Genomic DNA, 15,906 nt, shown 5'->3' on the forward strand with positions numbered 1-15,906 from the left:
GCGCATATCACTGCGGGTTGGCACGGGTGCTGGAAAGCAACGATTTCAGGTTGGCAGCCTTGGGCTTGACCAGCCAGAAACGGCGCAGATAGTCATCGAGGTTTTCAGCGAGGTTACGACCCCATTCGCTGTCGGTTTCCGCGACGTATTCGTCCAGCACGCGCTGCAGGTGGCTGCGATAGGCTTCCATCGCTTCGCCGCTGATCCGCTGGATTTCCACCAGTTCGTGGTTGACCCGGTCAACGAAAGTGTTGTCCTGGTCGAGCACGTAGGCGAAACCGCCGGTCATGCCTGAGCCGAAGTTGTAACCGGTCTTGCCCAGGACGCAGACGAAACCACCGGTCATGTACTCGCAGCAGTGATCGCCCGTGCCTTCTACCACGGTGTGAGCACCGGAGTTACGCACTGCGAAACGCTCGCCCGCGGTACCGGCGGCGAACAGCTTGCCCCCCGTGGCACCGTAGAGGCAGGTGTTGCCGATGATGGCACTGTCCTGAGTCTTGTAGATGCTGCCCTTGGGCGGAACGATGACCAGTTTGCCGCCGGTCATGCCTTTGCCGACGTAGTCGTTGGCGTCGCCTTCCAGGTACATGTTCAGACCGCCGGCGTTCCACACACCGAAGCTCTGACCAGCCGTCCCTTTGAAGCGGAACGTGATCGGCGCGTTCGCCATGCCTTGGTTGCCGTGCTTGCGAGCGATTTCACCGGAGATCCGCGCGCCGATCGAACGGTCGCAGTTGCAGATATCCAGTGCGAAATCGGCACCGCTCATGTCGTTGATAGCCGAAGTGGCCATATCGACCATTTTCTCGGCCAGCAAACCTTTGTCGAACGGCGGGTTGCGGTCGACCTGGCAGAACTGTGGCTTGTCTGCCGGGATGTGATCGCTGCCGAGCAACGGAGTCAAATCAAGGTGCTGCTGCTTGGCGGTCTGGCCTTCGAGGATGTCCAGCAGATCGGTACGGCCGATCAACTCTTCGAGGGAACGCACGCCCAGCTTGGCCAGCCACTCACGGGTTTCTTCGGCGACATAGGTGAAGAAGTTCACCACCATGTCGACGGTGCCGATGTAGTGATCCTTGCGCAGCTTCTCGTTCTGGGTCGCGACGCCGGTGGCGCAGTTGTTCAGGTGGCAGATACGCAGGTATTTGCAGCCCAGCGCGATCATTGGCGCGGTGCCGAAACCGAAGCTTTCAGCGCCGAGAATGGCCGCCTTGATCACGTCGAGGCCGGTTTTCAGGCCGCCGTCAGTTTGCACCCGGACTTTGCCGCGCAGGTCGTTGCCACGCAGGGTCTGGTGGGTTTCGGCCAAGCCGAGTTCCCACGGTGCGCCAGCGTATTTGATCGAGGTCAGCGGCGATGCACCGGTGCCGCCGTCGTAGCCGGAGATGGTGATCAAGTCCGCGTAGGCCTTGGCCACACCGGCGGCGATGGTGCCGACGCCCGCTTCTGCTACCAGCTTCACCGAGACCAGGGCCTTCGGGTTGACTTGTTTCAGGTCGAAAATCAGTTGCGACAAATCTTCGATCGAATAGATGTCGTGGTGCGGCGGCGGCGAAATCAGCGTCACACCCGGCACTGCGTAGCGCAGCTTGGCGATCAGACCGTTCACTTTACCGCCTGGCAGCTGACCACCTTCGCCGGGCTTGGCACCCTGAGCGACTTTGATCTGCAGCACTTCAGCGTTGACCAGGTATTCCGGGGTCACACCGAAACGGCCGGTTGCCACTTGCTTGATTTTCGAGCTCTTGATGGTGCCGTAACGCGCCGGGTCTTCGCCGCCTTCGCCGGAGTTGGAACGCGCACCAAGGCGGTTCATGGCTTCGGCCAGGGCTTCGTGAGCTTCCGGCGACAAGGCGCCCAGGGAGATGCCCGCGGAGTCAAAGCGCTTGAGCACTGATTCCAGCGGTTCGATCTCGCTGATGTCCAGCGGCGTGTCCAGGGTTTTGACCTTGAACATGTCGCGGATCATCGACACTGGTCGGTTGTCCACCAGCGACGTGTATTCCTTGAACTTGCTGTAGTCGCCCTGCTGCACAGCGGCTTGCAGGGTGTTGACCACGTCCGGGTTGTACGCGTGATATTCGCCACCGTGGACGAACTTCAGCAAACCGCCCTGCTGGATAGGCTTGCGCGGGCTCCAGGCTTCGGCGGCCAGGGCTTTCTGCTCGGCTTCGATGTCGACGAAACGTGCACCTTTGATGCGGCTCGGCACGCCACGGAAGCTCAGGTCGCACACTTCCTCGGACAGACCGATGGCTTCGAACAACTGCGCACCACGGTACGAAGTGATGGTCGAGATGCCCATCTTCGACAGGATCTTGAGCAGGCCTTTGGTGATGCCTTTGCGGTAGTTCTTGAACACCTCATAGAGGTCGCCCAGGACTTCACCGGTACGGATCAGGTCGCCCAAGACTTCATACGCGAGGAATGGGTAAACGGCAGAGGCGCCGAAACCGATCAACACGGCGAAGTGATGCGGATCACGTGCAGTCGCGGTTTCCACGAGGATGTTGGAGTCGCAACGCAGGCCTTTTTCGGTCAGGCGGTGGTGCACCGCACCAGTGGCGAGCGAAGCGTGGATCGGCAATTTACCTGGACCGATGTGACGGTCACTCAGCACAACCTGGGTACGACCGGCGCGAACAGCTTCTTCAGCCTGATCGGCAACGTTGCGGATCGCCGCTTCGAGGCCGACGCTCTCGTCGTAGTTGAGGTCGATGATCTGGCGTTCGAAGCCCGGACGATCGAGGTTCATCAGCGAGCGCCACTTGGCCGGGGAAATGACCGGCGAGCTGAGGATCACGCGCGAGGCGTGTTCCGGCGACTCCTGGAAGATGTTGCGCTCGGCACCGAGGCAGATCTCCAGCGACATGACGATGGCTTCCCGCAGCGGGTCGATCGGCGGGTTGGTGACCTGCGCGAACTGCTGGCGGAAATAGTCGTACGGCGTGCGCACGCGCTGGGACAGCACGGCCATCGGCGTATCGTCGCCCATGGAGCCCACGGCTTCGTAGCCTTGCTCGCCCAGCGGACGCAGCACCTGATCGCGCTCTTCGAACGTGACCTGGTACATCTTCATGTATTGCTTGAGCTGATCAACGTCGTAGAACGCCGAACCGTGGTCGTTGTCTTCCATGGTCGCCTGGATGCGCAGGGCGTTCTTGCGCAGCCATTGCTTGTACGGATGACGGGACTTCAGGCGGTTGTCGATGGCGTCGGTGTCGAGGATCTGACCGGTTTCGGTGTCCACGGCAAAAATCTGACCCGGGCCCACGCGACCCTTGGCGATCACGTCTTCAGGCTGGTAGTTCCAGACACCGATTTCCGAGGCCAGGGTGATGAAACCGTTTTTGGTGGTGACCCAACGCGCCGGGCGCAGACCGTTACGGTCGAGCAGGCACACCGCGTAACGACCGTCGGTCATTACCACGCCGGCCGGGCCGTCCCACGGTTCCATGTGCATCGAGTTGTACTCGTAGAACGCACGCAGATCCGGGTCCATGGTTTCGACGTTCTGCCACGCAGGCGGAATGATCATCCGCACGCCACGGAACAGGTCGATGCCACCGGTCACCATCAGCTCAAGCATGTTGTCCATGCTCGAGGAGTCGGAACCAACGCGGTTGACCAACGGGCCGAGCTCTTCGAGGTCAGGCATCAGGTCGTTGGCGAACTTGGTGCGACGGGCCACAGCCCAGTTGCGGTTGCCGGTGATGGTGTTGATCTCGCCGTTGTGCGCCAGGAAGCGGAACGGTTGAGCCAGCGGCCATTTCGGCAGGGTGTTGGTGGAGAAGCGCTGGTGAAACACGCAGATCGCGGTTTGCAGGCGCTGGTCGCTCAGGTCCGGATAGAAGGCGGTGAGATCCGCCGGCATCATCAGGCCTTTATAAATGATGGTCTTGTGGGAAAAGCTGCAGATGTAGTGATCGCTGTCAGCGGCATTGGCCACCGACGAACGACGACGGGAACTGAACAGCTTGATCGCCATGTCCTGATCGCTCAGGCCTTCACCGCCGATGAACACTTGTTCGATCTGCGGCAAACGCTCCAGCGCCAGACGGCCGAGCACGCTGGTGTCGATTGGCACCTTGCGCCAGCCGATCAGCTGCAGGCCAGCGGCCAGGATCTCGCGGTTCATGTTTTCGCGAGCGGCCTCGGCTTTCACCGGGTCCTGGTTGAAGAACACCATGCCCACGGCATATTGCTTGGGCATTTCGACGCCGAACGTCTCCTGGGCGATGGCTCGCAGGAATACATCCGGCTTTTGAATCAGCAGACCGCAACCGTCACCGGTTTTGCCGTCGGCATTGATCCCACCGCGGTGGGTCATGCAGGTCAGGGCCTCGATGGCCGTTTGCAAAAGGGTATGACTGGGCTCGCCCTGCATATGGGCTATCAGGCCGAAACCGCAGTTATCCTTGAATTCATCTGGTTGGTACAGACCTGCTTTCATAGACACTTTCTCACCAGGCTGCCTCTTTACGAGGCAAATTTCTTTTCAATTCAACCACTTACCATCCGCGCCGAACGTACGCCAGCTTTGCGGGGGCAAAAGGGAGGTCATTGTACACACCGACACAGGGGCTCACAAATTTGACGACGAACTGTCGTAAATCTATGTCGCATTTGTGAAAGGTTTAAAGCGATATGCTGTGCTAGTCAAAACATTTTTAATGTTGACCGCTACGACTCAAAGACTACTGTGACGCAGACACCACAAGGCACGCGGTCTGTAGAGACGGCGCGCACTCGTAGAATTTTGAGGTGCTTGGAGAGGCGGCCTGGGTAAGGCCGCCGAATCTTCAGCGAGTTGTTGCCAGTTCTTGTTGGACGCTGGCGACAGTACGAGGCCAAGGTTTACCAGCCTGAACCTTCGCTGGCAAGGCCTTGATGGCGGTAAGGGCTGCATCGCGGTTGGCGAAGTTACCGTAGGTGATGACGTAAAGCGGCTTGCCGTTGAGCACTTTCTTGAAATAACGGTACTCGCCGCCCTGCTCTTTCACGAAGTTTTGCGCGGACGCTTCGGAGCTGGTACCGAGGATTTGCACCACGTAATTACCCGGAGCCTGACCGGCGTACCAGGTGCCACCCGCGGCCTTGGCTACTGTCACCGGCTTTTCGGCAGGTTTGGCAGCGGCAGTGGCGGCAGGTTTGGCTGGCGCTGGAGCAGGCTTGGCAACAGGTGCCGGAGCGGGCTTGGCAGTTGCGATCTGAGTCGGAGCAGGCTTGGCCGCTGGCGTCGGCGCAGGGCCTGGCTGAATGCCAGCAGGCGGCGCCGTCGTGGTCACGGTCGGCGGTGTGGCGCTGGAGCCTTCTACCGGCACGCCATCGTCGCCTTCGGTGATGCCGCCGGCCGCTTCGGCCAGTGGACCGCGCATGACCGGTTGCGAGTTGCCGACCAGCGGCAATGGCATCGGTTGCGAGTTACCCGCGAATTCAACGGAAGGATTACCGCTGCTGTTGGTTTGTGGCGCGCCCTCGCCGAGCGGCAATTGCGCTTGCTCGTTGGCAGGAGCACCTGTGGTTGGTGCTTTGCTGCGACCTGGCATCAACCAGGCGGCCGCTACCGCGACCACGACTACGGCGGAAATCGCCAATACGTGTTTCTTCGGCATAGTGAACCCCATACTTGGACGCTTGACCGCTGAGCGGCTGGCAATCATGGCTTCGATCATTGCATCGCGGGCAACCTGGTTGATGTTGCCAGGCCAACCGTCGGAGCTTTCATGAATATCAGAGATCTGATTCGCGGTGAAAAGTTCGATACCCCGACCCGCGCCTTCAAGCCGCTGGTCCAGATATTCACGGGTTTCTTCTTCGGTGTAAGGCTGCAACTCAATGACGTGAAAACGCTCTTCTTCGAGGCTCAACTCATCGAGCTGTGCAATGAGCGAAGACTCACCGAACAGGAACACATGCGGTCGACCTTCCGGTGCGCCAGCGGCCAGGGCCAGCAAGGCTTCCAGGGCGGATTCGTCTAGCTGCTCGGCGTCATCCACCAGCAGGTAGACTTCCTGCCCGGTGAGTGCCAGCTGAACCACCTGGGCCAGAATCGCATTGATTTCAGGCTGAGCGACGTTGAGCGCTTGAGCCACCTGACGCAGCACTCCCGCTGCATCGCCGGCGCCACGGGCGGAAACCACCACGCTCTGCACTGACTGCTTGTTGGTGCTGGCCACCAGGGCCTGACGCAACAGGGTCTTGCCACTGCCTTGCGGGCCGGTGACCACCAGCAGCAGCTGGCTGTAGCGGGCCAGGTGATGCAGTTGTCCCAGCACCGGTTTGCGCTGGGCCGGGAAGAATTTGAAGCCAGGCACCCGAGGAGCGAAAGGGTCGTGACTCAACTGGTAATGGCCGAGGAAAGCCTCGTCGGCGTGCAAACTAGTCATCGGGATCTTATTAACCTTTAAGCTGAGCCAGGGCGCGGTAATCCGCTCCCAGCGTGGCCTGTAAAACCTCTTTCGGATAATCGTCGGTCACCACCGCTTCGCCCATGTGGCGCAGCAGCACCAGGCGCAAACGACCGTCGATCACTTTCTTGTCAATTGCCATATGTTCGAGAAAATCAGCTTCAGTCATCTCTTCAGGCGGGATGACCGGCAGACCGGCACGCTGGAAAAGACGAATGCCACGATCGCGTTCTTGCTCGCTGATCCAGCCCAGGCGGGCAGACATTTCCAACGCCATTACGGTGCCAGCAGCGACCGCCTCACCATGTAGCCAGACACCATAGCCCATATGGGTTTCGATGGCGTGGCCAAAGGTGTGACCGAGATTCAACGTGGCACGAACACCCGTTTCCTTCTCGTCGGCACCGACTACTTCGGCTTTTGCCTCGCAGGAGCGCTGGATAGCGTATGTCAGGGCGGTCTGATCCAGGGCACGCAGTCGATCGACGTTTTCTTCAAGCCAGGTCAGGAACGGCTCGTCGCAGATCAGCCCGTATTTGATGACTTCTGCCAGACCGGCGGAGAGTTCGCGCGCAGGAAGGGTGTTGAGCGAAGCGGTATCGATCAGGACAACGTTCGGCTGATAGAAAGCGCCGACCATGTTCTTGCCCAACGGATGGTTGATGCCGGTCTTGCCGCCCACCGAGGAGTCGACTTGCGACAACAGTGTGGTCGGGACCTGAATGAAATCGACACCGCGCTGATAGCAGGCGGCCGCAAAACCGGCCATGTCACCAATCACTCCTCCACCGAGGGCGATCACTGTGGTGCGGCGGTCGTGCCGTGCGGTCAGCAGACCGTCGAAGATCAGTTGCAGGGTTTCCCAGGTCTTGAAGGCCTCGCCATCGGGCAACACCACGGAAATCACCGAGAACTGCGCAAGGCTGCGGGTCAGACGCTCGAGATAGAGCGGCGCAACAGTCTCGTTGGAGATGATCGCTACTTGCCGTCCGCGAATATGCGGGGCCAGCAGCTCAGGCTGATCCAACAAACCTTCGCCAATATGAATCGGGTAGCTGCGCTCGCCTAGATCGACCTTGAGTGTCTGCATGTGTCCCCACAGTAAAGATGGAATCAGGCGTCCTGCCTTGAGTTTTCGAATGTCCACGGCCTCTGCTGGTGTGACGCCGTTCGGTAGCCATCCGCCACACACCTGTGCGGCCGTGACAGGACGCCGAGGATAGCGCATTTCGCGCCGCGCTTTAACGGGGAGGTAGCTGCTGCAAGCGTTCGAGAATATCGAGCACCACCATCCGCGGCGGCCGCTCATCGGTTTCCACCACGAGGTCGGCAATCTCCCGATAAAGCGGGTCGCGGATCGCCAGCAGATCCCGCAGGGTCTTGGCCGGATCAGCAGTGCGCAGCAAGGGTCGATTGCGGTCCCTAGCCGTGCGCCCTACCTGCTGCTCAACCGAGGCATGCAGATAGACCACCCGACCACCGGCGTGCAGTGCCCGACGATTGGCTTCGCGCATGACTGCGCCGCCGCCGGTCGCCAGCACCACGCCATCGCACGCGCACAGCTCGGCAATCATCGCCTGCTCGCGGTCACGAAAGCCCGGCTCGCCTTCCTTATCAAAAATCCATGGGATATTGGCGCCCGTGCGCAATTCAATTTCCTTATCGGAATCTTTGAACGGCAGGCGCAGCTCTTTGGCCAGCAACCGGCCGATGGTGCTTTTTCCAGCGCCCATCGGTCCTACAAGAATCAAATTTCGCACAGAATCAACGACTCACAGCAATCGCCTGGTTATTCATGATACGCGGAGTGAGAAACACCAACAGCTCGGATTTTTTCTCCGAAACCACGTCACGCCGGAAAAGGCGGCCAAGATACGGCACATCGCCGAGAAATGGCACCTTATCTACAACCTTGCTCTGAGTATTTGAGAAAACACCACCGATCACGATGGTCTCGCCGTCGTTAACCAGCACCTTGGCGTTGACTTCATTTTTCTTGATGGGCGGTACGTCCTGCACCTTATTCAGGTAGTCCGGCTCGTCCTTGGTGACCTTGACCTCCATGATGATCCGGTTATCCGGCGTGATCTGCGGCGTCACTTCCAGTGACAGCGAGGCTTCCTTGAACGACACCGACGTCGCACCGCTGGAGCTGGCTTCCTGATAGGGAATTTCGGTGCCTTTGAGGATTTTGGCGGTTTCCTTGTCGGACGTGACCACCTTGGGTTGCGAAACGATTTCGCCGTTACCGGTTTTCTCCATCGCCGTGAGTTCAAGATCGAGCAAAACATTGTCGGTAATAAAGGCGATGCCGATACCCGAAGTATTAGCGGCGGCGCCCATGTCGACGAACGGAGAATTGGTGCTGGTGCTACCCGGTGTGCCGATGGTCGACGACGCATTGGCGCCGTTGTTGCTCACGCCAGACGTATTCCAGTTGCCCTTGTTCTGTACCGAACCGCCCCAGCGCACGCCCAGGCTTTTGTCGTAGTCGACGTTGGCTTCGACGATCCGCGCCTCGATCATTACCTGACGCACTGGAATATCGAGCTGCGCGACGATACGGCGCAGTTCGTCGAGTCGTTCCTGAGTCTGATAGGCAATGATGTTGTTGGTCCGCTCATCAACCGTGATCGACCCCCGCTCGTCAATCTTGGCATCCGCACTGGTCACCGACTGGAACAACTTGGAGATATCGGCAGCCTTGGCGTAATTGACCTGCAACAGCTCGCGACGCAGAGGGGCCAACTCGGCGATCTGCTTCTGCGACTCCAGCTCCTGACGCTCGCGGGCAGCGATTTCATCGGCGGGCGCCACTAGCAGAACGTTACCGATCTTGCGTTTATCCAGCCCTTTGGTTTTCAGCACCAGGTCCAGCGCCTGATCCCACGGTACATTCTGCAAGCGCAGGGTAATACCGCCCTGTACCGTGTCACTGGCCACCAGATTGAGGTTGGTGAAATCGGCGATCAGTTGCAGCACCGAGCGCACATCGATGTCCTGGAAATTCAACGACAGCTTTTCACCGGTGTAGGCGAATCGCTCGGCATTACGCTTTTGCAGGTCGTCCACGGTCATCGGCCGGATGCTGACGGTCAGTTTGTTATCGGTCTGATAAGTCGAATAATCAAAGGCGCCGCTGGGTTCGATACTGATTGTGGCCCGATCGCCCGTGGCGCTGGCGTTGACGAACTGCACCGGCGTAGCGAAATCCTTGACGTCCAGGCGTACCCGCAACGGCTCGGGAAGCTGGGTTCGGGCGAAACCGAGGACGATCTTGCCGTCACGCTCCTGAATGTCCGGGGCGATGGACGGGTCGGAAAGATCGATGACGACATTGCCCTCGCCTTGCGTACCACGCTGGAAATCCACGCCACGGATAGCCTTGCCAACAGGTGCATAGGCTTTCGCGGGAGCCGGGGTCGGCGTAGCGGCACGCGGTGCGCTGGCTGCCGGTTTCGACGGCGCTTTAGTCGCCCCTTGCCCCACCACCACGAACAGATTATTGCCTTCGACTCGCGACGTGTAAGGCGTCAGCTGCGTCATATTGATGATGAGTCGCGTACGGTCAGTGGTTTCCACCACTGTCGCACTACGGGCATTGCCGCCGCCCAGGTCACGGGTCTTGCTGGTCAGCTTATTGGCGACACCGGGCAAGTCCAGCGCAATCCGTGCGGGCGACTCAGTCGTATAACCTCGGGGTGCAGGGGGCGCGCCGTCGAACGACAGCTTCAACTCGACGCGGTCTCCCGGTAGAGCAGCCACATCGAGCGCCTTGAGATTGGCGGCTTGAACCATCGGCGAAAGCAGCGCTATCCATAGCGAAATACCGAAGGTTGAGAAAATCCTGTTCATTGTTCGAGTCCCACTATGAGTGCTCTTTCAAAGGGATGGTCCGGGGCCGTTCCAACCAGGCGCCTTCGCCATCGGGAACAATTTCGACCACATCGACTTGCGAGCCGCTGATGGCGACGATTCGCCCATCGTTACGTCCCAGATAATCGCCGACTTTCAACCGATGCACACCGCCCGCCCCGCGCAACAGCGCGAAGGAGCCACCTGCATTGGATATCGTGCCGACCATTTCAAACTGCTCGATGTTGAAACCTTCGAGGTACTGCTTGACCCGAGCGGGGTCGGGTTTGACGTTACGCGATCCGTGCTTCTGGCCGGCCAGGTCGATTCTGACCTGGCGGGAAAACGGGCTGCGAAGATTGGCTGCGCTATAGGTAAACGTCGGATAGGACTGAAACGTGGGCGCGGGTTCAATCTTGCCGGGGGGTCGCAGACGAACTTCGTTCATGTAGGCATCGAGATCGCTGACGTCATCGCCTCCTCCACAACCCGCCAGGCAGAGCAGTACGGCAAACATTGATAAACAACGAATCGGGCTCATTTCTGCGGCCCTTTGTCGTTGTAGCGGTATGTCTTGGCCAGAATGCTCATGCGCAGCTTCGTTCCACCCTCTGGATTCGCCGGGGCAATGTCGAAGTCATGCAGCGTGACAATGCGTGGCAATCCCGCCACGCCGCTGACAAATGTGGCCAGGTCGTGATAGGCGCCGGTGACGGTGATCTGGATCGGCAGTTCGATGTAGAACGGCTGAGTGACCTCCGGCAACAGTTTGATTTCTTCGAACTCCAGTCCGCTGCCGAGGCCCGTGCGCGTGATGTCCTCCAGCAAGCCGGGGACTTCAGTGTCGCTGGGCAATTGCCGCAACAGCACGCCAAAGGAGTTTTCCATCTCCTTCATCTGCTGGGTGTACAGCTCAAGATTCGCCGCCATGCGGGCTTTGCTCGCGAACTGTTCCTTTAGCGTCGTCTCTTCTTCGCGTTTTGAGTCGAGCTGACTTTCCAGCTCACTGAGGTAGAAGTTGTAACCCAGTGCCAGCACCAGAACCATCAGCAGGGCACCTGCAATCGCTTTGATAGCCGGTGGCCAGGAGCCCATGTTATTGGTGTCGAGGTCATTGATATCGATGTTACGTAAACCGGCAAACCATTCGGATGGACTCATTGGTCGCCCTCCACAACCGCCGGTTGAGTCTGACGAACCGTCAACTGAAAGACGTTCGCCTGGTCCAGCTGACCTGCAGTGTTCGCCTTGACCTCTGTGAGGCTGGGCGCATCGAACCAATCGGAGGCATCGAGATTACGCATCAAGTCCGACACGCGATTGTTGGATTCTGCCGCACCGGTGATAGACAAGGTCTTGCCGACCATTTTCACTTCGGTGAAATACACCCCGTCCGGCAACGTACGAGCCAGTTGATCAAATACCCGACCACTGATCGGCCGGTTCCCCTGCAGATCCTGAATGATGCGCATACGCTCGACCAATTGCTGGCGCCGAGCCTTGAGGTCACTGATCTGCTTGATGCGTTCGTCGACAATAGCGATCTGCTTGCTGATGTAGTCGTTACGCGCAAGTTGCCGGTCGATGGCGCGATTGATGACCTGATCCGCCAACAGCACTGCGCCGATAGAGCCCGCCAGCACAACGACAAGGCTCAACAGGAAGCGTTTGCGGCGTTGTTCTCGCAGCTCTTCACGCCATGGGAGTAGATTGATCCGCGCCATCAGTCGAAACTCCTGAGCGCCAGACCGCAAGCGATCATTAGTGCCGGCGCATCACCGGCCAGGGCACCGGCGTTGACCTTGCTGCTCAGGGTCATGTCGGAAAACGGGTTGGCAACCTGGGTGGGCGTGGCCAATCGCTGCTCGATCAATCGATCAAGGCCCGGCACCGATGCAGTCCCGCCGGCAAGCAGGATGTGATCGACCGAGTTGTACTGCCCGGAGGCGAAGAAAAACTGCAGTGAACGCGAAACCTGCTGCACCAGCGCATCACGAAACGGTTGCAATACCTCGCTGACGTAATCGTCCGGCAAACCGCCCTGCTTCTTCGCCAACCCTGCCTGCTCCAGGCTCATGCCGTAGCGACGCTGGATTTCTTCGGTCAGTTGACGGCCACCGAACAATTGCTCACGGGTGTAAATAATTCGTCCATTGCGCAGCACGCTGAGGGTCGTCATCGTCGCGCCAATGTCGACCACGGCCACGGTCAATTGCTCCTGGGAAGCAGCCAGGTGGCCTGTCAGCAGGCCGAAAGAACGTTCCAGCGCATAGGCTTCGACATCGACCACACGCGCCGTCAGCCCGGCCAGGGCCAGCGCCGCTTCACGCACTTCGACGTTTTCTTTGCGGCAAGCGGCCAGCAGGACAGTGACCCGCTCAGGATTGCGCGCGGAAACGCCCTGCACTTCAAAATCGATGGCGACTTCATCCAACGGATAGGGGATGTATTGATCTGCCTCGATCTTTAGCTGGTTCTCCATTTCGTCATCGGAGAGCCCGGCATCCATCTCGATCGTCTTGGTGATCACCGCTGAACCGGCGACCGCGACCGCAACATTCCTGAGGCTGGTTTTGGCCTTGACCAACACGCGAGACAATGCCTGCCCGACACCCTCGAGCTCAGCGATGTTTTTCTCGATTACAGCATTGGCAGGGAGAGGTTCGACAGCGTATGCCTCGACCCGATAGCGCTCACCTTGACGGCTTAACTCCAGAAGCTTCACTGACGTGGAGCTGATGTCGATCCCCAGAAGCGTATTGGCCTTTTTATTGAAGAGTCCTAGCACTACCAATTCCCTATGACTATCCGTGAGTTACGGACTCTGTAATGTCCATTGCGTTCAACCCGCCCGTCTTGACAGCAAGCGCAAATGACGCCTCTGGCGGAAAAATGCTTATAATGCCCAGCGATTTTTTTCTGCTATTTACTTCAAGCTCGGGTGCGCTCCTGCTCAGTCAACCCTGATGCCTAATTCATTCTTTGCCCTGGATGTCCAAAAGCCTTGATTCGTCTGCTGAAATTTTTCGGTTGGTCCATCGTCGCCGTTTTCTGCGGACTGCTTCTGGGTCTGAGTGGCGCTTATCTTTACCTTAGTCCTGGATTGCCGTCTGTGGAGGCGCTGAGAAGTATTCAGTTGCAGATTCCTCTACGGGTATACAGCAGCGACGACAAGTTGATTGCAGAATTTGGTGAAATGCGCCGGACTCCGATCCGTTTCGCCGACATTCCGCCAAATTTCATTAATGCGTTACTAAGTGCTGAAGACGACAATTTCGCCAATCACTACGGCGTCGACCCTGGCAGCTTGATGCGTGCCGCGTCCCAGCTGGTTAAAAGCGGTCACATCCAGTCCGGCGGCAGCACCATCACCATGCAGGTGGCGAAGAACTTCTTCCTGACCAGCGAACGCAGCTTCTCCCGCAAGACCACTGAAATTCTCCTGGCCTTGCAGATCGAACGGCAGCTGACCAAGGACGAAATCCTTGAGTTGTATGTCAACAAGATCTACCTCGGCAACCGTGCCTACGGTATCGAAGCCGCCGCTCAGGTTTACTACGGCAAGTCGATTCGTGACGTGAGCCTTGCGCAGATGGCGATGATCGCCGGCCTGCCGAAAGCCCCGTCGCGCTTCAACCCGCTGGCCAACCCGGCTCGCAGCAAAGAACGTCGCGACTGGATCCTCGGGCGCATGTACAAGCTGGGCAAGATCACCGAAGCCGACTACACCACCGCGATCAACGAGCCGCTGAACGCCAGCTACCACGTGCCGACCCCGGAAGTGAACGCACCCTACATCGCTGAAATGGCCCGTGCCGAAATGGTCGGCCGCTATGGCAGTGATGCCTACACCGAAGGCTTTCGCGTAACCACCACGATCCCAAGCAATCTGCAGGAAATGGCCAACACAGCCCTGCACGAAGGCCTGATGACCTATGATCAGCGTCACGGCTACCGTGGCCCTGAATCGCGCCTGCCGGGCAAGACTCGCGAAGCCTGGGCAACCGAACTGACCAAGCAACGCACCATCAGCAGCCTCGAGCCCGCCATCGTTACCCAAGTCGACAAGAACGGCCTGCAGGTGATGACGCGCACCGGTGACGAACACGTCAGCTGGGACACAATGAAGTGGGCGCGCCCCTTCCTGAACACCAACAGCATGGGACCAAATCCCAAGCAGCCGGCGGATGTTGCGCAGGTGGGCGACCTGATACGCGTGCAGCGCCAGCCGGACAATTCGCTGAAGTTCAGCCAAATCCCGCAGGCTCAAGGCGCATTGGTCTCCCTGGATCCACAGAACGGGGCCATCCGCTCGCTGGTCGGCGGTTTCGCCTTCGAACAAAGCAACTACAACCGTGCCCTGCAGGCCAAGCGTCAGCCAGGCTCGAGCTTTAAACCGTTCGTCTACAGCGCTGCACTGGACAATGGCTACACCGCCGCCAGCCTGGTGAACGACGCACCGATCGTGTTTGTCGACGAGTACCTGGACAAGGTCTGGCGTCCGAAGAACGACACCAATACGTTCCTCGGTCCGATCCGTCTGCGTGAAGGGCTGTACAAATCGCGCAACCTGGTTTCGATCCGTCTGGTACAGGCCTTGGGCGTCGATCGCACCATCGACTACATCAGCAAATTCGGCTTCAACAAGCAGGATCTGCCGCGCAACCTCTCCCTGGCGCTGGGCACCGCGACCCTGACACCGATGGAAATCGCCACGGGCTGGAGCACGTTTGCCAACGGCGGCTACAAAATCACGCCGTACATCATCGACAAGATTGAAAGCCGCAACGGCGATACGCTGTTTGTCGCCAACCCGCCGAGCGTTCCAAAGGGCAATGTCGCCAGTGACGGCATTGCCGCCGCTCCGGAGGCTAACGCATTCACGGTCAACGCGACGCCGGAAGACGCCTCAACTGCGCCACCAGCGACTCAAACACCTGCCGTGGCCGAGCGCATTGTCGATGGCCGCACCACTTACATCCTCAACAGCATGCTTGAGGACGTGATCAAGCTCGGTACCGGGCGTCGCGCACTGGCGTTGGGCCGTCCCGACATCGCGGGCAAGACAGGTACGACCAACGAATCCAAGGACGCCTGGTTCTCCGGCTACAACGCTGATTACGTCACGACCGTCTGGACCGGCTTCGACCAGCCTGAGAGCCTGGGTCGCAGGGAATTTGGTGGCACCGTGGCTCTGCCGATCTGGATGAACTACATGGCCGCGGCCCTCAAGGACAAGCCGCCGCACACGCTGCCAGAGCCGGAAGGCATCCTGAGCCTGCGGGTAGACCCGGTCAGCGGCCGCGCAGCCCCTCCTGGCACGCCTGGCGCCTACTTCGAGCTGTTCAAGGCCGAAGATACGCCTCCTACGGCCAGCGAGCTGGGCAACGGCAGTGCGCCAGGCAGCCCGCTGCCGGCCGATGAAGCGGCACCGATCGATTTGTTCTGATCAGGTAGCGCAATGCGAAAAGCCCCGCCTTCGAAAGAAGAGCGGGGCTTTTTTTGCACCGATCATTCCCACGCTCTGCGCGGGAATGCAGCCGGGACGCTCCGCGCCCCATCCTAAGCCGAGCGCAGAGCGTCCATTGAGGCATTCCCACGCAGAGCGTGGGAACGATCATCTACGGGAAATAAAAAG

10 protein-coding genes are annotated in these 15,906 nt (G+C 59.2%); 1 reads left to right on the top strand and 9 read right to left on the bottom strand.

The genetic code is table 11. The annotated features are described in order from the left end of the window. Positions 1 to 7 precede the first annotated feature (7 nt). From gltB to H7698_RS13305, 9 genes are all read right to left on the bottom strand, one after another. Positions 8 to 4,456, bottom strand: coding sequence for a glutamate synthase large subunit (gene gltB, locus H7698_RS13265; RefSeq protein ID WP_162439918.1), 4,449 nt, complete (start codon positions 4,454 to 4,456; stop codon positions 8 to 10). A 349-nt stretch (positions 4,457 to 4,805) separates the two neighbouring features. After that, a complete protein-coding gene (locus tag H7698_RS13270; protein WP_194691665.1) occupies positions 4,806 to 6,392 on the bottom strand; it encodes an AAA family ATPase in 1,587 nt (528 codons plus the stop codon). A gap of 10 nt (positions 6,393 to 6,402) precedes the next feature. Further along, the gene (gene aroB / locus H7698_RS13275; RefSeq protein ID WP_162440943.1) at positions 6,403 to 7,503 is read right to left on the bottom strand and encodes a 3-dehydroquinate synthase; all 1,101 of its coding nucleotides are present in this window, start codon (positions 7,501 to 7,503) and stop codon (positions 6,403 to 6,405) included. A 151-nt stretch (positions 7,504 to 7,654) separates the two neighbouring features. Then, the gene (gene aroK / locus H7698_RS13280) at positions 7,655 to 8,173 is read right to left on the bottom strand and encodes a shikimate kinase AroK (RefSeq protein WP_032830073.1); all 519 of its coding nucleotides are present in this window, start codon (positions 8,171 to 8,173) and stop codon (positions 7,655 to 7,657) included. 4 nt (positions 8,174 to 8,177) lie between these two features. Then, positions 8,178 to 10,268 carry a type IV pilus secretin PilQ gene (gene pilQ / locus H7698_RS13285; RefSeq protein WP_194691666.1) on the bottom strand — a complete coding sequence of 697 codons (2,091 nt, stop codon included), beginning with the start codon at positions 10,266 to 10,268 and terminating at the stop codon, positions 8,178 to 8,180. A 13-nt stretch (positions 10,269 to 10,281) separates the two neighbouring features. Next, the gene (locus tag H7698_RS13290; protein WP_162440937.1) at positions 10,282 to 10,809 is read right to left on the bottom strand and encodes a pilus assembly protein PilP; all 528 of its coding nucleotides are present in this window, start codon (positions 10,807 to 10,809) and stop codon (positions 10,282 to 10,284) included. Continuing rightward, complete coding sequence (pilO, locus tag H7698_RS13295) at positions 10,806 to 11,429, bottom strand: type 4a pilus biogenesis protein PilO (RefSeq protein ID WP_194691667.1); 624 nt, start codon at positions 11,427 to 11,429, stop codon at positions 10,806 to 10,808. The genes H7698_RS13290 and pilO overlap by 4 nt, the downstream gene beginning before the upstream one ends. Further along, positions 11,426 to 11,992, bottom strand: a complete 567-nt coding sequence (locus H7698_RS13300; protein WP_162440939.1) for a PilN domain-containing protein — start codon at positions 11,990 to 11,992, stop codon at positions 11,426 to 11,428. The genes pilO and H7698_RS13300 overlap by 4 nt, the downstream gene beginning before the upstream one ends. After that, entirely contained in the window at positions 11,992 to 13,056 is a 1,065-nt protein-coding gene (locus H7698_RS13305) for a pilus assembly protein PilM (protein ID WP_162440940.1), read from the bottom strand. The genes H7698_RS13300 and H7698_RS13305 overlap by 1 nt, the downstream gene beginning before the upstream one ends. Positions 13,057 to 13,275: 219 nt before the next feature. On the opposite strand from H7698_RS13305, the gene H7698_RS13310 reads away from it, so the two are divergent. Then, positions 13,276 to 15,717, top strand: coding sequence for a penicillin-binding protein 1A (locus tag H7698_RS13310; protein ID WP_442966295.1), 2,442 nt, complete (start codon positions 13,276 to 13,278; stop codon positions 15,715 to 15,717). Positions 15,718 to 15,906 lie beyond the last annotated feature (189 nt).

Origin of the sequence: Pseudomonas sp. p50(2008), from assembly GCF_015351605.1 — a bacterium.
Lineage (GTDB): Bacteria > Pseudomonadota > Gammaproteobacteria > Pseudomonadales > Pseudomonadaceae > Aquipseudomonas.